The sequence below is a fragment of the Paenibacillus hebaui genome (assembly GCF_051934385.1).
Lineage (GTDB): Bacteria > Bacillota > Bacilli > Paenibacillales > Paenibacillaceae > Paenibacillus.
On the sequence record NZ_CP196836.1, the window covers coordinates 6,617,698 to 6,643,479 of the forward strand.

18 protein-coding genes and 1 pseudogene are annotated in these 25,782 nt (G+C 48.9%); 8 read left to right on the forward strand and 11 right to left on the reverse strand.

Annotation, left to right across the window (positions count from 1 at the left end):
- Nucleotides 1-100 precede the first annotated feature (100 nt).
- Nucleotides 101-709 (reverse strand): LysE/ArgO family amino acid transporter, encoded by a 609-nt coding sequence (locus tag ACR32F_RS29825; RefSeq protein WP_440113726.1) that lies wholly within the window; start codon nt 707-709, stop codon nt 101-103.
- Between the two features lie 153 nt (nt 710-862).
- Between ACR32F_RS29825 and ACR32F_RS29830 the strand changes: the two genes are divergently transcribed.
- Nucleotides 863-2,350, forward strand: a complete 1,488-nt coding sequence (locus ACR32F_RS29830; protein ID WP_440113729.1) for a PLP-dependent aminotransferase family protein — start codon at nt 863-865, stop codon at nt 2,348-2,350.
- A gap of 100 nt (nt 2,351-2,450) precedes the next feature.
- Here ACR32F_RS29830 and ACR32F_RS29835 read toward each other — a convergent pair.
- Nucleotides 2,451-2,673, reverse strand: a pseudogene (locus tag ACR32F_RS29835) (carbohydrate ABC transporter permease); the annotation flags it as partial.
- A gap of 38 nt (nt 2,674-2,711) precedes the next feature.
- Nucleotides 2,712-3,344, reverse strand: a complete 633-nt coding sequence (gene mobA, locus ACR32F_RS29840) for a molybdenum cofactor guanylyltransferase (RefSeq protein ID WP_440113732.1) — start codon at nt 3,342-3,344, stop codon at nt 2,712-2,714.
- A gap of 189 nt (nt 3,345-3,533) precedes the next feature.
- Between mobA and ACR32F_RS29845 the strand changes: the two genes are divergently transcribed.
- Nucleotides 3,534-4,727 (forward strand): MFS transporter, encoded by a 1,194-nt coding sequence (locus tag ACR32F_RS29845; RefSeq protein ID WP_440113735.1) that lies wholly within the window; start codon nt 3,534-3,536, stop codon nt 4,725-4,727.
- 336 nt (nt 4,728-5,063) lie between these two features.
- Here the strand turns inward: ACR32F_RS29845 and ACR32F_RS29850 are convergent, their stop codons facing one another.
- Nucleotides 5,064-6,797 carry a glutamine--tRNA ligase/YqeY domain fusion protein gene (locus ACR32F_RS29850; protein ID WP_440120056.1) on the reverse strand — a complete coding sequence of 578 codons (1,734 nt, stop codon included), beginning with the start codon at nt 6,795-6,797 and terminating at the stop codon, nt 5,064-5,066.
- Between the two features lie 188 nt (nt 6,798-6,985).
- On the opposite strand from ACR32F_RS29850, the gene ACR32F_RS29855 reads away from it, so the two are divergent.
- A complete protein-coding gene (locus ACR32F_RS29855; RefSeq protein ID WP_440113737.1) occupies nt 6,986-7,243 on the forward strand; it encodes a DUF2164 domain-containing protein in 258 nt (85 codons plus the stop codon).
- 31 nt (nt 7,244-7,274) lie between these two features.
- The gene (locus tag ACR32F_RS29860; protein ID WP_440113740.1) at nt 7,275-7,823 is read left to right on the forward strand and encodes a GNAT family N-acetyltransferase; all 549 of its coding nucleotides are present in this window, start codon (nt 7,275-7,277) and stop codon (nt 7,821-7,823) included.
- Nucleotides 7,824-7,938: 115 nt separating this feature from the next.
- On the opposite strand, the gene ACR32F_RS29865 is transcribed toward ACR32F_RS29860, so the two are convergent.
- Nucleotides 7,939-8,727, reverse strand: a complete 789-nt coding sequence (locus ACR32F_RS29865; protein ID WP_440113742.1) for an SDR family oxidoreductase — start codon at nt 8,725-8,727, stop codon at nt 7,939-7,941.
- Nucleotides 8,728-8,756: 29 nt separating this feature from the next.
- Nucleotides 8,757-9,257 carry an N-acetyltransferase family protein gene (locus ACR32F_RS29870; RefSeq protein ID WP_440113745.1) on the reverse strand — a complete coding sequence of 167 codons (501 nt, stop codon included), beginning with the start codon at nt 9,255-9,257 and terminating at the stop codon, nt 8,757-8,759.
- Nucleotides 9,258-9,562: 305 nt separating this feature from the next.
- Between ACR32F_RS29870 and ACR32F_RS29875 the strand changes: the two genes are divergently transcribed.
- Nucleotides 9,563-10,831, forward strand: a complete 1,269-nt coding sequence (locus ACR32F_RS29875; protein ID WP_440113748.1) for a MerR family transcriptional regulator — start codon at nt 9,563-9,565, stop codon at nt 10,829-10,831.
- 130 nt (nt 10,832-10,961) lie between these two features.
- Here ACR32F_RS29875 and ACR32F_RS29880 read toward each other — a convergent pair whose 3' ends face one another.
- The gene (locus tag ACR32F_RS29880; protein ID WP_440113751.1) at nt 10,962-14,363 is read right to left on the reverse strand and encodes a GH36-type glycosyl hydrolase domain-containing protein; all 3,402 of its coding nucleotides are present in this window, start codon (nt 14,361-14,363) and stop codon (nt 10,962-10,964) included.
- A 199-nt stretch (nt 14,364-14,562) separates the two neighbouring features.
- Nucleotides 14,563-15,579 (reverse strand): LacI family DNA-binding transcriptional regulator, encoded by a 1,017-nt coding sequence (locus ACR32F_RS29885; RefSeq protein ID WP_440113754.1) that lies wholly within the window; start codon nt 15,577-15,579, stop codon nt 14,563-14,565.
- 464 nt (nt 15,580-16,043) lie between these two features.
- Here ACR32F_RS29885 and ACR32F_RS29890 point away from each other — a divergent pair, with 464 nt between their 5' ends.
- The 3 genes from ACR32F_RS29890 to ACR32F_RS29900 all read left to right on the forward strand — a co-directional run bounded on the left by ACR32F_RS29890 (nt 16,044) and on the right by ACR32F_RS29900 (nt 20,639).
- Nucleotides 16,044-17,699, forward strand: coding sequence for an ABC transporter substrate-binding protein (locus tag ACR32F_RS29890; RefSeq protein WP_440113757.1), 1,656 nt, complete (start codon nt 16,044-16,046; stop codon nt 17,697-17,699).
- Between the two features lie 95 nt (nt 17,700-17,794).
- Entirely contained in the window at nt 17,795-18,823 is a 1,029-nt protein-coding gene (locus ACR32F_RS29895) for an ABC transporter substrate-binding protein (RefSeq protein ID WP_440113759.1), read from the forward strand.
- Between the two features lie 103 nt (nt 18,824-18,926).
- Nucleotides 18,927-20,639 (forward strand): ABC transporter ATP-binding protein, encoded by a 1,713-nt coding sequence (locus ACR32F_RS29900; protein WP_440113762.1) that lies wholly within the window; start codon nt 18,927-18,929, stop codon nt 20,637-20,639.
- Between the two features lie 336 nt (nt 20,640-20,975).
- On the opposite strand, the gene ACR32F_RS29905 is transcribed toward ACR32F_RS29900, so the two are convergent.
- From ACR32F_RS29905 to ACR32F_RS29915, 3 genes are all read right to left on the reverse strand, one after another.
- Complete coding sequence (locus ACR32F_RS29905; protein ID WP_440113765.1) at nt 20,976-22,280, reverse strand: ABC transporter substrate-binding protein; 1,305 nt, start codon at nt 22,278-22,280, stop codon at nt 20,976-20,978.
- A complete protein-coding gene (locus ACR32F_RS29910) occupies nt 22,268-24,034 on the reverse strand; it encodes a sensor histidine kinase (protein WP_440113768.1) in 1,767 nt (588 codons plus the stop codon). The genes ACR32F_RS29905 and ACR32F_RS29910 overlap by 13 nt, the downstream gene beginning before the upstream one ends.
- Before the next feature lie 92 nt (nt 24,035-24,126).
- A complete protein-coding gene (locus tag ACR32F_RS29915; RefSeq protein ID WP_440113771.1) occupies nt 24,127-25,776 on the reverse strand; it encodes an ABC transporter substrate-binding protein in 1,650 nt (549 codons plus the stop codon).
- Between the last annotated feature and the right edge of the window lie 6 nt (nt 25,777-25,782).

Sequence of the window (25,782 nt, forward strand, 5' to 3'; positions counted from 1 at the left end):
TTCCCCTATGGAAAGTTATATCAACATACGGCAAATCCCCACATATCCATCGTGCGGGGATTCTTTGCTATGGTCCTAACAAGCCATGTATCCCTTTAAACTACGAATGAATCAGCTTCCACAGCATCATACACGCCATCCCAACCATCACGACAGCGGACAAGCGGTTGAAGAGCACACTGATTCGACCTGTGTGGTCCGACCTCCCAATAAGCCTGCCTGCTCCTGCAAGCCCCAGAAACCATACCCAAGATACCGCTGCGGCTGTCAAGGCAAAATAAATGCGTGCCAATCCATCATACTGAAGCGAACTGGTGCCGATTACGGCTACCGTGTCCAGCAAGGCATGCGGGTTGAGCAAGGAAACTGAAGCCGCAAAGGTGATCTGCCGTCCCGCTGATAGTACCGTTATGGAACCCTTCGCAGACCCGGATGATCTCCAAATGCTCCATGCCATATAGAGCAGAAATACACTCCCTCCTACATACAACACACTCGCCAGCAACGGCCATTGGAGCAAAATGAGGGATACCCCTCCGACTGCTGCTCCAATCAACAGCGTATCACTGAGCCCTGCCGTAATGATCGCGGGAAGTGCACGCGAATAACTTCGCTGACTCATGCCTTGGTTAAAAATAAACACATTCTGTACGCCCAGTGGCAAGATTAGGCCAAACGCCAGCACCACCGCGTGAATAAATACTCCCATCGTTCCTCCCCCTTATATATGTCTCCATATTAGGTGAGTTACCGCCAGACGTAACCAACCACTTGGATGGCATTGGACCCAACCAAATGATATAGTGTTTGATACGAAAGAATCATTCATAGAAGTCATTCAAAAAAGGAGGCCAACTTGACCATGGATCGTTCCGATTCCCAACACGGAAGCGGCTGGAAGCCGGACCCCTCGCATGACTTACCCCTATACCGCCAGATTGAGATCTATATCAGCGAGAAAATCACTACCGGGGAATGGACTACAGGTTATCGTCTTCCTTCACAGCGGACGCTGGCCCAATCGATGGGCGTGAACCGCAGCACACTGGTAACCGCGTTCGATAATCTCGCAGCCGCAGGCATGATAGAAGGCAGACATGGCGGCGGAACGTACGTCTGCGGCTCCAGCTGGCATGCAATGGCTCACGGCGCCATGCCCAACTGGGAGGATGCCATCGAAGAAGGCTCGTATTATCCCAACCTGCCGGAGGTACAGCAGATTAACCGAGCTGAATTCCAGCCCGGCATCATTCGGCTCGGCACAGGGGAGCTTGCGCCTGAGTTAATGCCTCAGGAGGCCTTTAACGACATCCTCCATTCTCTATCCAGTCGTTCTAGTACACTGAACTACCTCGAACCTCAGGGTAGCAGGGAATTACGTGAAGCCTTGTCTGTTCATTTGCAAGCCAGTGGCATTCAGGCATCTCCTGAATCGATTCTGATCGTATCCGGCTCCCTCCAAGCGCTACATCTTATATCAGTGGGATTGCTCCCCCGTGGATCGGCAGTCCTGCTGGAGAAGCCATCCTATCTGTACTCCATCCATGCCTTTCAATCGGCAGGATTGAAGATGAGCGGCATTCCAATGGGTCCCGATGGATTGCACATCCCGCGTCTGAAGGATGCTGCGCAGAGCGTAACAAACATGGACAGCATGTCGCTTCTCTATACCATTCCGAGCTTCCATAATCCTACCGGCTCCGTCATGAGTGACAGCCGCCGGGAAGAGCTGCTCGCCATAGCACGGAACATTGGCATCTCCATATTGGAGGATGCCGCCTACACGGATCTGTGGCTGGGCGAACCTCCGCCGCCATCGCTGAAGGCGCGTGACCGGGAAGGACGGGTGCTGCATATGGGCACCCTGTCAAAGGCAGTCAGTCCCGGTCTGCGTCTCGGGTGGCTGGTTGGACCTGAGCCCGTTATCCGCCGTCTCGCAGACATCAAGATGCAGACCGATTATGGTACCAGCTCCCTGGCTCAGGAGGCGGCTGCCCTCTGGTTTGCCGAAGGATACCATACGCGGCATATGGATCGCCTGCGGCCGAAGCTCCTCAAACGTAGAGACTTCATGCTTGAGCTTCTGCAACATCACTTTGGTGAATTGGCCGAATGGACCACACCTGCGGGTGGCTTTTATATCTGGCTCCGGTTTACCGTTGAGCCTCTTTCCATTCGTGAACTGTTCAATACCTGTCTGGAAAGTAATATACTGATTCATCCGGGTTATCTATATGACCGCCTGGATGTAGACCACATTCGGCTGTCCTACGCCTATGCTTCACCAGATGAGATGGAGCGCGGTCTTCACTTGCTGGCACAGGCAGTCAAAAAACTTCTGGCATCATGAAAAACCGCCTTGATCTGAAGGCATTACATCCCTCGGGTCAAGGCGGTTTATTCGTTTTTTTGTACATAAAAGACTGATACGTCCAGGTCACAGGTTTTCCTTACCCTTTTACCGCACCCTCTGCAATGCCTTCCATGATGAATTTCTGGAAGAACGCATAGATGAGAACAACCGGAATCGCGGTAAGTACCAGGGAAGACAGAATCAGCGGTCATTCCTTGTTATATTCGCCGAACAACATGTTTGTGGACAGAATTAGCGTATAGCGATTCACATCTGTCAGCATAAGCAATGGCTGGCAACAGGAAATCATTCCAGATCCAACAGGAATTCCAAAGGCTGAAAAATCCGATAGAATTGTCTAATCTATATAGTAGCGAAGTTGATGATTGCGTATGTGCTGGTATTCTTCGGGGGTATTCATATTACTCAGCTGACCTGCCGCATCATGGATGCCCGCTCGTTCCAGCACATCCTCATCCACATACCGACAACCGATCTTTTCCAGCCAACGGGTTACCTGTAGCCTGTCTTGCATCAGACATTGTTCGAGATCAGGAAGAACACGCTTATGGTATGCACCCGCGAGAGGATGAACCCGTCCTTCCACCCGTGGAACGATTGCAGCATCGTTGTTGCCGGATTCGGTCAACCATTTCATGCCAGCAAAAAAAGAAGTCTGCAACAGCGGCATGTCACATGCACAGACGAGATTCCATTCCGTATCCGAAGCCTCCATCGCAGCATGAAGGCCAGCAAGCGGTCCTTTTCCCGGATATTGATCCTGCACCTGAACACAGTCGTAGTCCAGTTGGCCGTAAATAGTAGCGTTGGGTCCTGCGGCAAGGATGACACGGGATACTGCGGGGATCATTGCTCTCAGGACAAGTTCCAGCACACGGGAACCATTCAGTTCCAGCATAGCCTTGTTGGAACCCATACGGCTGGATAATCCCCCTGCCAATATAATACCTGTCCATTCCCTCGTGTTCACGGGTAATCCTCCCCTCTGGCTCATCTGTGAGTAAATTTCCCATCAAAAGATGACATACGCTTCAATGCGCTTTCAATAAACTTATTCTATACATTGAATCCCCTTTCAACAAATGATACATTGAACAATATGATTCTGAAAGGAATGGCTCAATTGGATAGATCTGCACCTGCAAGAGGCAACCCCTCTTTGGTTTCGCTGAAATTATATAACTTTTTCATATATGGAGCCATTTCCATCTTCGCTGGCTTTCTTCAGTTGTACCTACAAGAAATCGGTATGACCAAACTGGAGATCGGCAGTCTAATGGCGATTGGTCCCTTTGTATCCCTGTTCGCTAATCCGTTCTGGGGTTTCTGGAGTGATAAATCACGCAATATTCGCATCATTCTGATGATGATGATGGGAGGCACCTTTGTGCTTGCCCAAGCTGTATTTTATGCACCTACGTACGCCTGGATTTATGCTGCAATGATTCTGTTTTACTTTTTCCAAAGTCCCTTATTTGCCCAAACCAACAGTTTGATTCTCGGTTATATCGATGGTACCACACAGAAATTTGGCACGTTTCGGCTCTGGGGTTCACTCGGTTGGGCTCTGACTGCTGCTGCTGCGGGACCGCTTATTGACATCCTTGGCACGGGGAGTGTATCGATTGTTTTTGCTTGTATGATAGCTATTGCCTTTATGTTCGCTTTGTTCCTCCCCAGACAGCCGATCGCTTCGGATACACCTGTTGTCAGTTTTCGACGTTTTGGCAAAGTGATGTTCAATCCATATTTCATGACATTTATAGGACTCGGCGTGCTCGTATCTGTACCCAATGCCATGAACAGTACATTTATGTCACTATACATCGTTGAGATGGGTGGCGACATCAAGATGGTTGGCTGGGCCATCTTCACATCATCTATTCTCGAAGTGGGCGTATTCCTGCTGTTGGACCGCTTTCTCAAACGTAAAATGAGTATGCTGCTTGCATACCTTGTGCTGATCAGCCTGCTGTTCGCCTTCCGCTGGCAGCTCATGGCCTCAGCGAATAACCCAATGGAGATTGTATTGATTCAGCTCATGCACTCCATTACATTTGGTGGATACTTCTATGTGGGAACCCAACTTACGATGCTGTTCATTCCACGACCTTATCGTTCCTCTGGCCAAGCCGTGTATACAATGGCTTGGGGCGGTCTCTCCGGTGTCATTGCCGGTCTGTTCGGCGGTTGGCTGTTCCAGAGCTTCGGTGCCGAAGTCATGTATAACATCGGAGTATTCTTCTCTCTCATCGGGGCCGTAGGCTTTGCTGTGATGTGGTTCTCGAACCGGCGAAACGGCTATCAGCCGGTTGTGTTGACGGAGATGGGCAATTTGGATGAGGACAGGTAATCTTTTGTTTGAAAAAGTTGAAAGATTTCCACTGGAGCACTACGATGACAGAACAATCTTTCGATCGCTGTTATCCCCGGATTTTTTTGATTCCCTTCTTCAAAGGGTAAAATCACGGTGATAAATGCGAACGCTCCGCTTCTCCAGCTTTTTTCTGTCCTCTCCATTAAGGTGTAAATAAAAAGTTCAAACATCAAACAAAAGATTAAGAATAGGTGCAGTAAAGAGAAAGGCGTCTCCATGGGCTTGTTGCCACGGAGACGCCTTTTACATTTATAGATTTAAGTCTAGTTTAGGTTTATAACCCTAACTTGTAGCTACTATCTGTTCTTTGCCTTATACCTTCGGCAGTTGGAACGAACTTTTCAAAGATACAACCCGGTTAAATACCGGACGACCTGGCTCGGAATGTTTCGGATCTACACTGAAGTAACCGTGGCGGAAGAATTGGAATTTATCCTGCGCTTTCGCCTCTTGCATCTCCTGTTCCACATACCCGTGAACAATCTCAAGGGAGTTCGGGTTCAATTGATCCAGGAACGTTTTCTCCGGTTGCTCTTCCAAAACTTCATTTTCCGCCCCTGCTATCTCCACTTCCACATCTGCTTCCGGCGCCTCTGCCAAGATTAATGGCTCATACAGACGGAACTCCGCAGGTACCGCTTGAGTTGCTTCTACCCAGTGGATCGTTCCTTTGACCTTACGGCCTGTGAATCCACTGCCACTCTTCGTCTCCACATCATAGGTACAATGAATCTCGGTCACATTGCCTTCCGCATCCTTGATCACATCGTTACATTTGATGAAATACGCATGTTTCAGACGAACCTCGTTGCCAGGGAACAAACGGAAATATTTGTTCGGTGGATTCTCCATGAAGTCATCTTGTTCAATATAAATCTCACGAGAGAACGGAATTTGGCGATTACCCATCTCCGGGTTCTCTACATTGTTCTCCGCTTCAAGCCATTCCACTTGCCCTTCAGGGTAATTCGTAATGACCACTTTGAGCGGGTGCAGGACAGCCATCGTGCGTGGAGCTTTCAGTTTCAGGTCTTCACGGACAAAATGCTCCAGCGTTTGCAGGTCGATAACTCCATAGTTTTTGGAAATGCCTGTCTCATATACAAAATCACGAATGGCTTCCGGTGTATACCCTCGGCGGCGCAGACCCGAAATCGTCGGCATACGCGGATCATCCCATCCATCCACATGTCCTTCATCCACGAGCAGTTTCAGCTTCCGCTTGCTTGTCACCATTTGGGATAGATTCAGGCGGCCAAATTCATATTGATGCGGTTGGTTCTCCATCTCACACTCGGCAATAACCCAATCATAGAATGGACGTTGATCCTCAAACTCCAGGGAACAGAGAGAATGCGTCACACCTTCAATCGCATCTTCAAGCGGGTGAGCAAAAGCGTACATCGGATAGATACACCATTTGTCACCCGTGTTATGATGGTGTGCATGAGAAATCCGGTAAATGACTGGATCACGCAGGTTGATGTTCGGTGCAGCCATATTGATCTTGGCGCGCAGCACTTTCTCACCGTTCTTGAATTCCCCTGCACGCATCCGTGTGAACAGGTCGAGATTCTCTTCCACAGAACGATCACGGTACGGGCTGTTCTTGCCCGGCTCAGTCAGCGTTCCGCGCATTTCACGGATTTCGTCGGCGCTTTGGTCGTCGATATAGGCTTTCCCTTTTTGGATCAGCAGGACAGCACGGTTGTACATTTCATCAAAATAATCCGAGGCAAAACGCTTCTCGTTCCACTCGTATCCGAGCCATTTCACATCTTCCTGAATCGATTGTACATACTCCACATCTTCCTTGACCGGGTTCGTGTCGTCAAAACGAAGATTGGTTTTGCCGCCAAATTCACCGCCCAGCGTAAAGTTAATCCAGATCGCCTTGGCATGGCCAATATGCAGATAACCGTTCGGTTCCGGAGGAAAACGGGTAATAACTTCCTGGACTTTCCCTGACCGGAGATCTTCGGTAATAATATTTTTGATAAAGTTAGGTGGGGTTGTACGATTGTCCACAGGTATCAAACCTTTCATGAATTGATTGGAACTTTCAGCATTTGCAATGCGTTTCATCTAAATATACCTTTAACGGGGGACGAGTTCAATAAAAACGGCACCAAAGTCGGGATCAACGTACACAAGATAGGCCCAAAACCATTTTGACGGGTTCGCTCGAATCATGTAGCATGATAGAAAAACATAATTTAAGGGAGGGTTTCCCATTGAACACGCTAAAACTGACTAAAGAACAGCAGGATGAAGCCATACGCACCATCCAGTCGTATTTCGAAGAGGAACGCGGCGAAGAACTGGGCGATCTGGCGGCCTGGGGTGTGCTGGATCTTTTCATGACCAGATTGGCTCCCTACATATATAATCAGGCACTGGGTGATGCCCGCACTACGATCAACCAACGCATGGCCTCGATGGAAGAAGACCTGTTTGCTCTGGAGCGCAAGCTGCCGCAGACTTCCCGATAATACATTATTTCAAAGAAAGAAGGTTGCACTCATGTTTACCTATTCATTAGATGAATATACTGAACTCCGCCCACTTGCTATGGAGCACACCAAACCGCTGTTCGAACTCACGGATCGTTCCCGGGATCAACTCAGACATTGGTTACCTTGGGTGGATCATGTGACAGAGGTTGAGCACACCTCGAGTTTCATTACTAACGCGTTGAAACAGGGCGCCGAAAATGGCGGCTTCACCGCTGGCGTATGGTTAAAAGGGGATCTTGCAGGCGTCATCGGATTCCACGAGATTAACTGGACCAACCGCTCGGTAAGCATCGGATACTGGCTTGGAAAAGGCTTCGAGGGTCAAGGCTTGATGACTAGTGCCTGCCGGGTTCTGGTGGATTATGCCCTGGTCACACTGGACCTGAACCGGGTCGAGATTCGTTCGGCAACCAACAACAAACGAAGCCGCGCCATCCCGGAAAGACTCGGATTTGTTCTTGAGGGTGTTATTCGTCAGGCGGAGAAGCTGCCTAAGGGATACGTTAATCATGCGGTGTACGGTATGCTGCAACATGAATGGGAACTTTTGCGATAATAGACTTACATAATGAAACGTCAACATATCGGATCAACCTGAATACCCTCCATCTCCACGAAATGTGGTGACAGAGGGTATTTCATTTTTTGTACCCGCAGGATTATCAACACATTTAGAGGGCTCGAACCATACCCCCATCAACGATAAGCGAGGTTCCGGTAATATACGTATTGGCTCCGGATAAAAGGAACACCACTGCTTTGGCAAATTCCTCGGGTTGACCATAACGTCCCAGTGGAATTTCCTTGCGGAATTGTTCGGCAACCTCGTCCTCACTGATTCCACTCTGCTCTGCCCTCGCTGCGTCCAGTTCACGTATCCGATCTGTCCCGATTCGCCCGGGTGCAACCGTATTAATTAAGATGCCGTAGGGCGCAAGCTCCTGTGACAAGGTTTTGGCCAATCCGAAGACACCGGTACGGAACGTATTGGACAGAATCAGACCCGGAATCGGCTGCTTCACAGAGGTTGAAGCAATATTGACGATATGTCCGCCATTCTCTTTCATATAAGGAAGAGCACCGCGAATCAGTCTTACATAACTAAGCACATTCAACTCAAATGCCCGTTCCCAATCTTCATCCGTCAGTGTCTCAAATGAACCCGAAGGCGGGCCGCCTGAATTGTTCACCAGAATATCAATCTGACCGAATAGCTCCGCTGTCTTGTGAATCAGGGCATCAATATCCGCTTTGCGTGTCACATCGGTTGCACAATATTCAATACGTCCGCCAACGCCAAGCGCCAGCAGCTCCTGCTTCACTTCTGCGAGCTTTTCTTCATTCCGACTGGCAAGCATGACATCAGCACCTTCTGCTACTAACTGAGCGGCAACCGCTTTGCCCAGTCCACGACTGGAAGCCAGCACCAGAGCTTTTTTACCCCGCAGTCCCATGTCCATTGTAGTTCCTCCTTCATCTCTGCTCCTGCTTATTTGGCCTGAATAAAATAACTCATGAGAATATCATCCACATACTTGCCACTAATATAAAACTCGGACACCAACCTGCCTTCTGTCACAAATCCACACTGTGTATAAAACGCGATGGCTCCCGGATTGCTGGAGAGAACACGTAATCTAAGCTTGCTAATTCCTTGTTCCAGCGCATGTTGCTTGATCGTATCCATCAAGGCTGTAGCAATCCCGCAGCGGCGATCATGGGGATGAACAGCAATATTAATCTCGTATACATGACGGTTGACAGGCATGCCTGTGGCTGGATGAAAGCCCACATAACCACATACCCGCTCTCCCTGAACGGCAAGCAGCTGGCTACCCGGAGGACAATGCTGTAAATATTGCTGTCTGGACCGCCAATGAAGCGGCGCAGGAGACGTGTGTTTGTCCCATACCAGGGTGTCCAACTCCATCAGCTGGGCTGCATCCTTAATCTCGGATGGGCGAATCATATACGTATGGCTGGTAAGCATAGAGATTCAACCTTTCGTGCTATAGTCGACAACGTTCTACGTGGCAACGTCGGGGATGTCGGGAAAGTTGGGAAAGTTAGGAGATACAAAGTCTGTTCGCTTCACCGTTTAGCTTTTTGCTTCGGTTATTCGTTCTATATATTGTAGCATAGCCTCAGCTTTGACTAAAATTCAACTCGGCTTTGACCAAAATTCAACTTCGTTTAGTACGATAAGTCAACAATTACCCCTTCAGTAAAATGAAATAAACACTTAACCTTGCCGTAACGTCATGGTTTATACTGGTGTGATAAGGAGGTGCTTGAATGAATATCAAGGAAGCAGCCGACAGGCTTGGCATATCTGCGAGAGCGATTCGCTTTTATGAAGAGAAGGGATTAATTCATCCAGCCAAACAGACAAGTAACGGGTATCGCACCTATACTGAGAATGATATCTGGCGCTTGCAGACCATCGCTGCCCTGCGAGAGATTGGCATGTCGCTTCAGGATATCACGCAAGCACTCGGAGAGATTGATCAAGGTAATCAACAGCGGCTGGAAGAATATCTGGAGCTGCAACAAGCCGTAATGTACGCTCAATGGGTTGAGCTGAAACGCATGCTGGATACAACCCAGCGTATGATTGATCTGAACCGTCAGGAGGGACCGCTGGATGTCAGTCATCTGCATGACCTCGCAGACAGTGCTCGCCGATTGCGGGAAGCACGGCAGAACTGGCATGATCGCTGGAACTATGATACACAGGCAGCCATCCATGATCAACGAGTACAGGCGGCAAATGGCAGTATGCCTGGACAAACTGCCGCGAGGTTCAGACATGATTGGAAACCCGGAGCCATGGGAGCAACAGATGAATCCGTTCAAGGAGGCGAGCCAGATCATAACGTTGATGAAGTTCACAGCCTGAGGAATAGCGGGACAGTACACAGACATAACAGCAATACAATGTATTCATTAGATGCAGAATCAGGGTTGGGAACAGACGCAGTACCTTCCTCCTTCTCTCTGTATGACAACTATGACGAGGCGCTGGAACAAACGGCAAGCTGGATCTCTCCTGTGCCCGGTGAGAAGGGGCTGGACATCGGGACAGGCACAGGCAATCTGGCGGGCAAGTTGTTGGAGCGCGCCGCGGTGATGACCGCCATCGATCAATCCCGGGAGATGCTGCGTACATGCCGCATCAAACATCCTGGGATGCATGTCAAGCTTGGCAACTTTCTGGCGTTGCCTTTTGCCGATCAGTCTTTTGATTTTGTCGTCTCCAGCTTCGCCTTCCATCATCTGAGCCCAGATCAGCAGCAGTTGGCATTACAGGAGATGCAGCGGGTGTTAACCACCCGTGGACGGATCTGCCTGACGGATCTGATGTTTGCAAATACAGTTCACCGCCAGACGTATATCCAACAGGCTGATGCAGCAGGTCATGTGGAGCAGCTGCACATGATAAGAGAACGTCATTTCCCGCTGCTGGACGAGCTGTGCGGCTGGCTAGAGGACGAGGGCTATGTTACGAAGCATGTACAGCATAATACGCTGTTGCATACGTTGCTGGCGGTTCCTTTGCGTTAGCATAATTATCGTATCGTCACTGTACCCCTGATCTTCCAATTCATCGTTCTCAAATCAAAAAAGGTCACCCTGCCCTGTTAAGGAGGATGACCTTCCACTTTTAGTGAAACATCAAAAGCTTGAATTGAATTTACATATAAATATCAACGATCGTGCGCTCCGTAGCACTGCTTGCCTGTCTGAACTCATCGAGTGAGATGCTGACCCCGCCCTGACGGTAACGGTTCGCCGTTTCTACGGTACGAATATCCTTGCCATTCACCGTTACACGGCTAACAGCACCTTCGTTCAAGTGGTAAATAAACGTTACCGGCTCGCCTGCATATTCGAATTCAAATTGCATGCCATCCAGTTCTGCTGGCAATACCGGGTCAATGACCAGATCGCCGCCTTCCTGACGAATGCCAAGTGCGTTCGAGATCAGCTGGTTCATGTAGATCCCAGGGCCGCTGGAGTAGATTCTCCATCCGCCCTTCACTTGCACGGTTCCTTTGCGTAACTGGTCAAAATGTTCTTGCGCCTCGTAACGGGTATTGAACTTGCCGTCAGAACTGCTGAAGTACGCATTCGCCTGGCGAATCTCCGCGTTAGGCACAACCTCGCCGATGCCAACCGGGTTGATCATAGCGAGACCATTCCATACCTGATCCGTCTTACCCAGCTTCGCCATCGCTTCAACGTAACGGATATGGGCGTGTACATACTGCAAACCAATCTCACGTCCAAAGTTGGACGCTTGTTCTGCACGTTTGAAGTGGCTGCTCACACCACCAGCATATTGAGCCGGACGATTCATCAGACGTACCCCATCCGGGCACAGGAACTGCTCACGGATCAGCGCATAGTGCGATTCAGCCTGTTCTGCACTGAGCAATTCACCGATCATGCTGCGTGTCATCGGCAGAAGGCGGTATTGAATGCCTGTCTCTGTATCGGTTGGGTGAAGCATCAGCTTCGCCTGATCCGCTTCTTCCATGTACACAAAGCCTGGAATCACATCTGTGCCCAGCATGTAACGGTTAAAGTCTTCACGGATGCCTTGAGCCAGAACGTCAAGCTCCTGTGCAAATGCAGCGTCCTTATGTTGCAGCGCCTGTGCAAGTACATTTACAGACTGGTACGTCAGTGCAACCGTCCAGCTGCTCACCATGTATTGTTTGAGCTGTGCATTGGCTGGCTGGAGCGTATCATCCCAGTCCCCATCGCCGTAGGAAGACAGGAATGTGTCGTGCAGGAAATGCGAACGGATATATTCGATCTCTTTTTTCGCGTGATCCAATACGGTCGCTGTTTCTTCTGTGAATCCGAAGCTATGCTTGACGGTATAAGGTACATTCTCGTCCAGGATCGCATAGTCGCGAGTTGCTGTCAGGTAATCCGCCAATACTTTCAGAGGCCATACGATGATATCGCCATGACTCTCTTCCTGTTGAATCGCAAAGTATTTATCAAACATGAACCATTGCGGCCAGTTGCCATCATCTTCATATTGGTGGGTATACACCATTTTGATGATATCGCGAACTTGCTCATATTTTTGCGTCGCCATGAAGTATTCAACCGGGCCCTGGCACACATCCCGTGTACCCCAAGCCGCGCCGCCGTACTGCTCCAAACCGTGAGGCACAGAGTAGTGAACCAGCATATTGTGGGTGTACCACCAAGCCAACGCGTTTACTTTGAACAGATCCTCTGCACTCTGACCTTCTCCACGAGACAAACGGAACCCGTTCATGACACCTGCGAAGAACTCGCGGTATGCCTGCACTTCCTCTTCGAACGAAAGACTTGAGCCTGCTGCCACACCGCCTTTGATCTCATCCGCTTGGCCTTCTAATACCCCTTGTACCTTCAGCGTCCATTCAGCACTTGCTTCCAGACTGAGTGTAACCAGCGATGCAGACCCGCTGCGGATACCACTCGCCAGCAACGTTTCGTCTCCAACATTTACGGCTGCGCCATCCACCGACATGCGGTATTGCAGATCTGGATACGTTCCGGCACTAATCGCTTGTGGGTCAGCCTTGAAGATCAGTGTATTGCCATCCTGCGTCATATGCAGCGGATATTCATACTCGTTCACATTCATTGTAACCTGGTTAGTCACCAGGTAGCGGTATGCTGTGCCACTTGTGGAACGCACGTTCATGCGCACTTCAGTTGAGTGTGCTCCGGTATAGTTGGTTACGATGATCGTATCCGAAGCGGTTTTGTAGATCCAGCGTACATAGTTGAAGCCAATTTCGAACAGGGAAGGCATCGTCAGCAGACGATATTGTCCGTCCATTTCCACATATATGCGTTGCCCAGCCGTCTTCGGCACATTCAGCGCGTTACGCGCATTGCTGATCATTTTATTAAAATTGGTGTTACCAATCACGAGCTGTGAGTTGAAAATACCGTACATATACGACGACGTCGTAATAACCTGCGCTCCAAGCTCCACGTTGCCACCACTCATCAGAATATGGCCGTGCGGGCGCTCTACGAGCAGTTCCTTCGCTTTCAGAACGATATGTTCATAGCTTCCTGTGAAGAAGGATAACAGTTCATCACCGCTATGCTCTTCCTGGTGGCGATCAGGGAACAGATCATTAATCTCATTTTGCGTCAGATCGAGCGTAACCAGCGGTTCACCTAGGAAGGATGACAGTTTCACCTGTTCCAGCGTGTCGCCATTCTCCACAGTCAAAGCCTGTACTTCATTCCATGCTGCAGTCACTTCATCCCCGAATTCCAGTACAGAGATTCCGGCAGCGTGATCTGGCTTCGCCAGTCCATAGAAAACCACTTGAGCTTCCCCGTTCAGATTCAGCAGCTCGGACTGCAATGCCGTATAGGCAAACTCATACTGATACGTCTCATTCGCCAGTGTTTGGCGACTCAAGCTCTCCGGCTGATTGGTTTCCTTGTAAGACAGACCGAAGAATTGGAATCCATCTGTGGAATAACCAACTGCTTTGGTCAGGGAACCTTGTTGCATATAAGGAAATGCACCGCCCTGAGGCTGGTTTTGACGGGAACAAACGACATAACCTTTGGCTTCATCTTCAAACACTGTATGGTCAACATACTGTGAGAGATAGGCTTCATTGCTACGTACCGCACCTGGATCAGCAAGTCCTACATCTTGTCCGTATACTACGTCTACATTATGTTGTTGCCCTGTGAGCTTCACTTCCCAGAACCAGACCCCTTGCGGTGTAGCGGTAAATACAACCTGATACCCAATGCCTTGTTCTTTGCCTTCAACCTGTACTTTACCTTCCCAGATCAGTTGATTGCCGGATTGTGTTTTGCTAGTGCTCACTTTGCTGTTCGAACGTACACCTAGCAGCGGGAACGAACTAATTTTCTCTCCCTCGTGCACACGCAGGTACAGGTTGTTCAGAGATCCATCAATCTGGTTGCTGAGCAATTGATTCAACATCGTTGTGCCGGCTGTGGCCTGATACAGGTCTCCACTGTTCAAAAAGGTAAAGGATAATTCCCCGGCAGTCAGCCGGATCGGTTCATTAATCATAGTTGTCATATGGTTCACTCCTTGAATTAATTATAAAATCGAAACGTTTCGATAGATCTGAAAAAGAATAGGGTCCTCTGCGAACGAACCTTTTACAGGCCAATTCGGACGATGAACCCATCATTTAACTCTCACTTCACATAGCAGGCCTGGAATGGCATGACCCGACTGAACAGCAGCGAGCCATGTCCGTTCTAAAAAGTAATATCTAAGCAAGCTGATTCCCTGACTCCACCTGAATTGAACGTACCGATTGGCGTTCGACCATATCAATGGTTAGCGTATACGATGAATTCACCGTTTCCCCATTGAGCATCTGGAAGAGCAGATGCCCTGCCAGTGCTCCGGCTTCATGCTTGGGTTGCCGCACGGTTGTAAGTGGAGGATTCACATATTCGGACAACTGAATGTCATCAAAACCGATAACCGAAATGTCATTCGGCACCGATATGCTGCTCTCTTGCATGGCTTTCAGACCGCCAATCGCCATCTCGTCATTCCCGTAAAATATGGCCGATGGAAGCTCGCCCTGCATAATCATCATTTTGGTTGCGCTGTATCCGCCCTCACGTACAAAGTTACCGCTCAGACGCCACTTGGACTTTTCTTCAAGACCTGCCTCTTGCATAGCCCGCATATACCCCTGATAACGCAGAGCATTGTCGTAAGAATTGGATGGTCCGCTGATATAGGCCACTGTCCGGTGTCCCTTCTGAATGAGGTGACGTGTGGCCAGGTAGCCCCCCTGTTCTCCATCCACCAGCACGTTGACCAGATGGTCACTCGATAGCTGGCGATCCATCACGATGATCGGGAACCGTTCACCTGCAGATTCCACGAGAATATCATCGTGGATATTGTGAGCCAGCACAATGGCGGCATCCACTCTTTTTTCACGTAAAAACCGAACCGCTGTCGAATCACGTCCACCCATGGAGCTGCAGGCAATCAGATCATATCCGTTAGCCAGAGCCACATCCTGTACGCTGCGAATCAATTCGGAGTAATACGGACCCGACAGATCGGTAAGAATCAACGCAATCGTGTTTGTTCGGCTACGCTTCAGGTCCATGGCAAAGCCGTTTTTGCGGTAATTCAGTTCCCGTGCTGCTGCCAGCACTTTTGCCTTGGTCTTGGCACTAACCTTGCTGTCCCCACTGAGTGCATAGGAAGCGGTCGAGAGCGCCACACCTGCAAGCTTTGCCACATCCTTAATCGTTGCCATTCCACGTTCGCTCCCTCTACCTTGACCAAATTCTCTTGTTACCTACATTTTATACTGTAAATGGTCGTGACAGCCACCATTCCTATTCATTATTCACAAGATGTCGCGTCAAACACCTATCTATCGAAACGTTTCGAAGCACTCTCAAAAAAAGTCCTTATTCGCGTTTCTTTGGCCCCACTGCTGAATTCACATACCCTCTAATCACAGATAAAGTATGGTCGATGCACAATATTTCCATACTGGATTAAATAAGGACTTCATTACAAAAATACAATGAATCCGCCCATAACCAGCATATTGAAACGTTTCGACATTTTCATTATAGTCGGTGTTGATAGCGATTTCAACCACTTTATTATTTTTCACAGAAATATTTGACCGAATGATACAGTCATCCACATGCCCCTGTTATGGTATATACTGCTTAGTAGTTGAAACTTAAGTAAGGAGACCGTTATGTTATGAGCAATTCGAAACAACATGTCCATAAGCATCTTGTACCCCAATCTTTGCCCTTGCAGGAGACTCGCTCCATTCCTCCGGCAATGTTTAGGCTGTGTCATCTGATTCGGTTCCACGATCGGGAATCCTTCTCTCATATAGATGAGCTATGGAGCAACAAGCACGTTCTCTATGTCATTACCTCGGGACAGGCAAGACTGATTAGTGTACATGGACCATTAACGGTGAGTACCGGCTCGGCTGCTGTGCGTCAAGCAGGGACCTGGCTTCAGCATGAAAGCAAACGCGGTTCACTCTCTCCGGTTCAAGGCATTGCCATGACCTTTGACTTTGATTTAGCCCATAACGCTGAACCCCTCTGGCCGTTTGGACCTCCCGCGCCCATGACAAATCGTGCCATTGCCGAGATCGCATCTGAATTAATTCTTGCCTGTTCCAGAAGCGAAGAGGCAGGCCCATTCAAACCTCATGCGTTGTTCTATCAATTGCTGGATACATTACGTGATCACGCTATGCGCCTGGCTCATGAAGATCATTCATGGTTGGACTTTGTGATCACACACATTCATGAGAGGGTTGCCCATCCCCTTACCCGGGAGCAATTAGCGAGAGAGGTTAATGTAAGCCCGGAGCATTTTTCAAGAGAATTCAAAAAGCACACCGGACTTACATTCGTTGAGTACGTTACCCGGCTAAGGATCCGAATGGCCCAGGAACATCTACTGTTCGCAACCCCCACCATGCAGGAACTCGCGCAGGTGACGGGTTACAGGGACACCTTCTATCTGAGTCGCAAATTCAAACAAACGGTAGGTTGTGCACCGACACTTTACCGAAAAACACCAAAAAAAATTGCTAGCCTTACTTACAACTACACCGCGTCCCTGCTTGCACTCGGCCATATCCCTCATCTAGGCGCCGTGGCAGAATGGATGGAGCCGAAGCTTCATGAGCATGGACCTGTTCCATTCAAACAGTACTCTGAGCATGAACTTATCAATCATGTGGATCTGATCACCAACGCTCGCCCCGATGTCATCCTTGGTTATGCACCTCATTCGGGCATGGATCAATTAAGGCAGATTGCACCGACCATTCTGATGCCCTTTGAAGAACTGGACTGGCAGGAGCAATTCCTCCATTTGGGACGCATCACCGGCTTGGAGGCAAAAGCTCAGGCACTGTTAGACCTTTATGATACGCTTCAGCAAGAGGCCAATTATACACTGGATCAGTTGTTGGATGAACGCGGATCAGCGGTATGCATATTCATGATTGGGGAGAGCGGAGCGTATATCTATGGTCACGGGTGGGGCAGAGCTTCTCACATTCTATATCACTCGCTGGGCTTCACCCCTCCTGCACTGATGGAGAAGGATGGACAATTGCTCACAGGTTACGTGCATGTTCCGTTATCAGAGATTCATTTGTATGCGGCGGATCATATTTTTATTGATTATGCCAGGGAATCATCGGAGCAGCATGCTGTGGATAAACTGTTCGCTCAGGAGTCCTGGAACACCTTGAGTGCGGTCCGAGAAGGAAGAGTATACGAGATTAACGCCGATATGTTCTACGGATTCGATCCACTATCCGTTATGGAGCAATTACAGCACATTATGCACCTGCTGACATCACATCTGTCCATGCAGTAGTGATCATAGTTGTCCATGTACAAATATCACGTCATCCTCTATGTTATTAATGAGAATAATAATCATTATTAATTATACATAGGGGGAACAATCACATGTTTGCTGCAAAAAAACGCTTTTGGGGCTTGCTGCTTATGATAGCCATGATCATGATCCTGGCTGCCTGTGGCAGTGGAACAAGCTCAACTGCCACTGAACAAACCTCGGCTGCGGGAGCAGAAACCACATCAGGCTCTTCCGAGACCAACACGGACACTTCGTCCGGTGCAAGCAATTCGAATGCTACACGGATCTACAAGTCATTAAGCGGAGATGTAGAGATTCCAGCTGAACCGAAACGGATCGTTACCGATATGTACGTAAGTGATCTGCTCGCGCTGGGTGTAAAACCTGTTGGTGCTGTTCAATATTATCTGGAAAACCCATTCTATGCAGATCAGGTGAAAGGCATAGAAAACATTGGTGACCGGGGTGCTATATCTCTGGAGAAGGTCGTTGCCTTGAGCCCGGATCTGATCATCACCTACTCTGACCAAGCCGAAGAAATTGAGAGCTATCAAAAAATTGCACCTACTGTAGTCATTCCCTACGGCACGTTTACCAATGTGCATGATGAAATCCGGGGATTCGGAGAGCTGATGAACAAAGCCGAAGAAGCCGAAGCTTGGCTGAAAACGTACGATGAACGGATTGAAGCCGCTCGCGACAAGGTGAAAACAGTCATCAAGCCGGAGGAGACCTTCTCGATCCTCGAAGTATCCGATAAGAGCTACTATGGGTACGGTGATAACTTTGGACGCGGTGGTCAGGCCGTCTATCGTGCACTGGAACTTGCACCACTCGACATTACCAAGAAAGAACTGATGGGCGATACCCAGTGGAAAGAGATCTCGCGTGAAGTCGTTGGGGATTATGCAGGGGATCATATCTTCCTAACCGTTGGGGAGAACAATAAAAATTACCAAGGTGATTCCATCTGGCAATCGCTCCCGGCTGTAAAAAACAATCAGGTGTATGAGCTGCTGGAAGATCGGTACTGGTACTTTGACCCAATCGCCATTCAAGGTCAGGCTGAAGAATTCGCCGATATGATCGTAGAACGTGCACAGCAAAACCGTAAATAAGAGGATGGATTCGATATTCATTTCATAGGATAGTACGTGATGTCCGGACAGGCTTAATAGCCCGCCCGGGCATTTGCGTCATTTAGAGGAGGAGGACTTACATATGCTTTGCCGTTTCATGGCTTATTATCGTCCTTACAAAAGGCTCTTTATATTGGACTTTTCCTGTGCCATCGCCGCCGCGCTGCTGGAGCTGGCCTTTCCACTCGCCGTTAACCGGGTTGTCGATCAACTGCTACCGGCTGGCAATTGGTCCATGATTGTAGCGGCTTGTGTCGGATTGCTCGGCATCTACCTGCTCAGTTCTTTTTTCCATTATGCAGTCACCTATTGGGGGCACAAGCTTGGTATTAACATCGAATCGGATATGCGGCGTGAACTATTCCAGCGTGTACAGAAGCAGTCGTTCCGTTTCTTCGATAACAACAAGACAGGTCACCTCGTATCCCGTATGACCAACGACCTGATGGATATCGGTGAGATTGCACATCACGGGCCTGAAGATCTGTTCATCGCCCTCATGACACTGGCCGGAGCTTTCGGTATTATGCTGGGCATCAACTGGCAGCTCGCTGTTATGACCTTTATCATTGTACCGTTGATGATCTATCTATCCCTGTATTTCAGCCGTAAAATGTCCAAAGCGTTCAAACGTATGTTTGCAGATATTGCCGATTATAATGCACGAGTTGAGAACAATGTGAGTGGAATTCGTGTGGTACAGGCTTTTGCCAATGAAAAGCATGAAGTGGGACGTTTTGTCGAAAACAATGAACGTTTCCGAATCACCAAACTGATCACCTACCGCATCATGGCCTGGAACTCTTCACTCAGCTTCATTCTGATGAAATTTGTATCACTGTTTGTATTGGTATGTGGAACCTGGTTCGTCATTCAGGGCAGCATGACTTACGGGGAATTCATCGCCTTTGTGATGCTGTCCAATGTATTTCTGGGACCAATTGAGAAGATCAACTCGGTCATTGAGACATATCCGAAAGGCATCGCCGGGTTCAGACGTTATCTGGAGCTGTTAGAGGCCGTACCTGATGTAGATGACACGCCGCAGGCAAAACCGGTCCAGAATGTGAAGGGCGATATCGCCTTCCATAACGTTACCTTTTCTTATGGGGAACACAAACCTACGCTTTCTCAGGTCAATCTGGATATTCAGGCAGGCCAGACGGTTGCTCTTGTTGGACCATCGGGAGGCGGCAAAACTACGTTATGCAGTCTGATCCCACGTTTCTACGATGTGGATGCGGGTCATATCTCCATCGATGGAATCCCCGTGAAGGACATGACGCTGGAATCACTGCGCTCTCATATTGGGATTGTGCAGCAGGATATTTTCCTGTTTGACGGCTCGATCCGTGAAAATATTGCGTATGGCAAACTGGATGCGTCCGACGAAGAAATCTGGCAGGCCATCCGCCGGGCCCAACTGGAAGAGCTGGTACAATCCCAGCCAGATGGGCTGGACACGTTGATTGGTGAACGTGGCGTGAAGTTGTCCGGCGGACAGAAGCAGCGTCTGTCCATCGCAAGAATGATTTTGAAAAACCCGCCAATCCTCATTCTGGACGAAGCCACTTCCGCGCTCGACACCGAGACGGAAGCTGCCATTCAGCTGGCCTTATCCGAGCTGGCTCAGGGACGGACGACATTAGTGATTGCCCATCGACTGGCGACCATCAGACACGCAGATCGCATCGTAGTGGTGGAGAACGGCAGCGTAGCCGAACAAGGAAGCCATGAAGAACTGCTCGTGCGAAAAGGCTCGTACAGTCGATTGCATCAAGCCCAGTTTGGGTAAATGCGAGGCTTAAACGTTTAAAAGTTCAACATATAAGTTGCACAAACAAGTCACTACAACAACAGCAGAACAACCTTCCCTCTGTACTAGAGGGAAGGTTGTTTTTATATTTACTACTCGTTATATAAATTGAACTACATATTTACACAAAAACGAAGAGGACAGAAATAACCTGAAGAAGCGGAGCGTTCGTCTAAAAGCTTTCTACAAGAAAGCTGCATCGGAAGCATACGCTATCCCCGGATTTCCCCCTTTGAAAAAGGGAATCCAAAAAATCTGGGGATAACAGCGATCGGAAGGTTGTTCTGTCATCGGAGTAGCAAGTGTAAATAACCTTTAGTTCAATTTATATAACTTCTCACCCAGAATCGCATTCGCCCGCTCACGGAATTCCTCCGCCGCCTGCTCAGGTGTAATCTTGCCAAACAACAACAGATCATATAAATCACGTAGCACCGCAGTAACCTCGGCTGCACCTACAGGATCAGGTGGGTCCATCGGACTGCTGTTCTTGCCAACCCAATCAATGTAGTCAAACACTTGCGCCAGCTCCGGTTCAACCAGCAGCTTCATCCGCTCTTTGACACTGGATGAGACAGGCACACCCCGCTCCCCTTTGAGCAGCAGATTGGCATCCAAATCATTAACGAAAAAGCTAATGAACTTGGCAGCCTCCTCCTTATGTCTGGAATTGCCCGCCATGGAGAAAAACATGCCTGGCTTCAAGAACAACCCCTCCTGGCTGTTAGGCCCAGGCATCGGGGATATGGTTAACGGTTTGCCATAACGCTGAGCGGTGCTGATAAATTGGTTGGAATACCCCCAGCTAAATAAAGCCTCACCCAGATAGAACGGGTCATTGTCAGGTTCGCCAATGTCTGACGTCCAGATATCCGGTGCAAAAATAAGCTTTTTCTGTGCCAGCTGCTGCATCCGACCAAAGTAATCGATAAACAGTCCATCATCCTCATAACCCAACCCCTTGCCATCCTCGGCGTACAGCTTGGAACCATACTGTCTCAAGTAATACGCGAAAAACTGTTCCGGTGTGAAATAGGTTCCCAAATAGATGCCTTTCCCCAGCAATTGTTCGCCCATCCGGTCAAAATCATCCCATGTCCACGCCTCCGTTGGCAATTCAATGTCGTTCGCCTTCAACACTTCCGGATCATAGATGCTGAGCATGGCGTTAACACCCAAACTGAGACCGTAGGTTTTTCCATTCAGGCTACCACTTCCCAGCTGTTCCTTCTCAATATCTGTCGTGTCGATCAGCCCGCTCTGCATGTACGGAGTCATATCCTCTAGCAGTTGCAGCGAGCTGTACTGGGACAGATAGGAGATGTCCATCTGGATAATGTCGGGCAACGCATTGCCTGCTGCATGCGGGGCAAGTTTTCTCCAGTATTCGTTGAAACTACTATATTCGTATTCAATGTTCACATGCGGATTCAACTTCTCATACAGATCGATAACGGCTATCGTTGCATTGTTACGAAACTCCCCGCCCCACCAAGCGATTCGTAGCGTTATCGGCTCTTCTTCCACAATCATGCCTGGCCTTTGATCCAGTTGGCTCACGCATCCAGGAAGAGTCAGCATAAGGCAGATCATGCCTATCGTTTGCATCAATCTTCCCACAGCTTCTCCTCCTTACCTCGTGATGGGGGTGGTAGCAGCACCGTTACTCTCGTTCCAAGCCCCGGCTTGCTCTCCAGCCAAACATCATATTCTTCGCCAAAAGCCAGACGCACACGCTCCCTGATATTCAGCAGACCAATACCTGTGCCTCTGGTTTTCACTTCTCCACGAAGCACTTGTCCCACATATTCGGGCTCCATGCCGGGGCCATGATCCTCAACTATAAGGGCCAGCTTGCCACCTGACATTTCGGCATACAGTCGAATCAGACATGATCCTATCTGCGGTTCGAGGCCATATTGAATGGCATTTTCCAGTAGTGGCTGTAGGGTTAACTTGGGAATGGCACACCCCAGATAAGGAGCGGGCACATCCATGTGGAAATCCAGCCGCTGCCGGAAACGGTATGTTTGAATGGTGATGTAATGGTTGACGATCTCCAGCTCTTCGGCAATGGTAATGATATTTTGCTTGAAGCTGATGGAGGAACGTAGCAAATACCCGAGTGACAGCACCATACTGGAGATTTGCTCCTGCCTGTTCTTTTTGGCGAGCCAATGGATCGAATCCAGCGCATTATACAAAAAGTGGGGATTGATCTGCGCCTGCAGTGCCTTGAACTCCGTTTCCTTAATGACCAGCTGGCTTGCATAATTTTCTTTGATCAATGTATTAATATGTGTAATCATCAGTCGATACGTACGCTGTAGCAACCCCAGTTCATCCATGTGCTGGTGCGTTGGAATGGACAGATTGGCGTCCATGTTCTCCAAATCCCCATACTGGACCTCCTTCATCTGACTGATGAGCTGCCTGATCGGCCTCGTCAGACTGCGTGTGAACACCATGCCGAGCGCGAGAACAACCAGAATTGCGATAAGATAGACGACAATCAGTATATTTTTCAACCATATAATACGTTCAAAAATCTCATCATAAGAGGCCATATTATAGTAAACCCAGCCGGTGTAGGCCGATTTCTTCTGGGAAAGAAATAATGCCCTCCCATCCAGATTCTTGATCTCATATCCCCCGCTGCCTGGAAGTGGATTCAGTCCGGTGGACACCGCTTCCGGAAGCTGGCGATAAGGATAGACAACTTCACTGCCTGCTTTTAAGATAATGCCACTGTCCTGGCTGTCAATGCCCGCATACTCCTCAATCAGTCGCTCGATATTAATACGCAGAAACAGTATGCCTACCGGTTCTAGGGTCATCGGTTCATAGGCTCGCACCTGACGCACCATAACTAGCATCGGGTCATCGTCATCCGGGTATAGCCAGCGTACTGCACCATTTGCCTGCTCGGCAGCCTCGATCATCCGATCATATTTTTCCTGGGACACGGTTAGCGTTTCGCCATATTTATTCACTCTTCCTCTGGAATCAATCAGATGAACGGACTGCACATATCGTGCAGCCCCACTAATATGCTCCCATAGCCGATCCGTGATCTTCTTCCGTTCAATAAAGCTTGAATATGCGCTATCGTCATCCAACAACGACTTCAAGGCCCTTTGAATTTGAGTATCGGATATCATGTTTAATGATAACGCTTCCAACTTCTTAAGTTCTACATCCACTGTTGAGGAGGAAAGGTTCAAGAGACGGGACGACTTATCAAACAGCTGCTTGTCATACACCGAGTACGTATAATACAAGGACCCAAACGCCAGAATGATGATAAACGCCATCATGAACAACATCATCAGAAACATTTTCATTTTGATGCTCAGTTTGCGGTAGGCTGTCATGACAAAAGCGCTCCTTTGAACCACGTGATACTACTAGGTATATCACACGCAGGAAGGTTTTCCCAAAGTTTTAGCGCTCGATTTCTCACGTATTACTTGGCTTGGTATCGGTCATATGCAGCAAGATGAACCTCAATCGCCCGGTCAATGCCCATGCTCTTGATCGTTTCGGCCATGGTGTCAAATTCGGTAATCGGCTTCTGTCCGCTAATGATGGCAGTCATCGTCTCATTCAAATACGTATTCACCTGGCTCATGATGGATGTACTTGTGCTTACCTCATCTGTTGACAAACGAATTGGAGGAAGCGTCAAGGCAGAGCTTGCTTTCATCCATTCCGCATTCGCCGCACGCTGTCCGTCGTCAAATAGTAATGCATCCAGATAACGGCTATCCTGATTGATTGGACCGTCCATTATGGATAGGGCATAGGAAGCCAGTGCCTGGTCATACGTCAGACCGTTCGGATTGTTAATGATGGTATCCGTGAATTTGACACCTTCCCCGTCACGAACATAGCTGTCATTTTCGATACCAAAGTTGAACAGATCACTGCCCTCTTCGCTATAGTTGTAGTCCATCCATTGTACAATATATTTCAGTTTGTCTTCGTCTGCGGAAGCCGTAATGGCCTCACCATAACTTAGTACCTTATTCTCCAGATTGAAGGTAGCATAAGAGGTTCCATCCGGAGATACGGGCCACGGTACACCGGTCACATTAAAGCTCGGATCCGTATCTCTCATCAGATTGAAGTATTTCCCCATACCGCTGAATACACCACCTTGATATGCGCCTGCCAGATTGCTGGTGACCTTATAGTCGAACGCCTTGCCGTCATTGGTCATGATCTCGGGATCAATCAGCCCATCCTTGTACCACTTGGCCATGGTCTCCAAGAAATCACGGTAGCCCGGCTGGATTGGTCCAAACTCCACCTTGTCTCCATTCATCTGGAAACCACCAATCACGCCAAAAGCCGCGGCAAAATCATGGAGCTTGGTCAGGTTGCCCGGCCCCCAGTTTCCGGTGAATGGCAGCTCATCAGGCTTGCCGTTGCCATTGGGGTCCTGTTCCTTGAATGCCTTGAGTACCGTGTACCACTCATCAATGTTAGTAGGTACCTTAAGGTTCAATGTATCAAGCCAATCCTGGCGCATAATCAAACCGGAAGTAGCATTCAGCTTCAATGCATCCAGCTTCAGCAGCGGGAACATATAGATCGTCCCATCGTCGAGAGCGATCTGCTTCTTCACATCGGGATCGGATTCAATAATCCGCTTCAAGTTCGGTGCATAACTGTCGATCAGTTCATTCAACCGGATGATCCGACCGTCCTTGATCATTTTTTCCGGTCCACCAACCGCATCCGCCCAGTTATAATAAATGACGTCCGGCAGCTCTTTCGTGGAAATCAGCAGATTGAACTGGTCGCGTTGTTGCCCAAGCGGGGGATGTGTGAACTTCACTTGAATGCCTGTGAGCTTTTCCTTCTCCTTGTAAGCCGCCATATCGCCAAAATTGTTCAAGGAAGCCGTCAGTTTGGCATCATTGGCGCGCCAGTAGTCAATGGTAAAGGGCTCACTGGTAATCGGTAGCGAAATCTCGGTCAACGCCTGAACCGCAGGTTCTGTTCCCTCCGCTGGCTCTGCGTTACCTGGTTCTTTATCGCCCGTACAGCCCGCCAGTAAAGACATGGTAAGTAGCGAGGACAACAGGATGGACCCCATTCTTTTTTTCACACAATT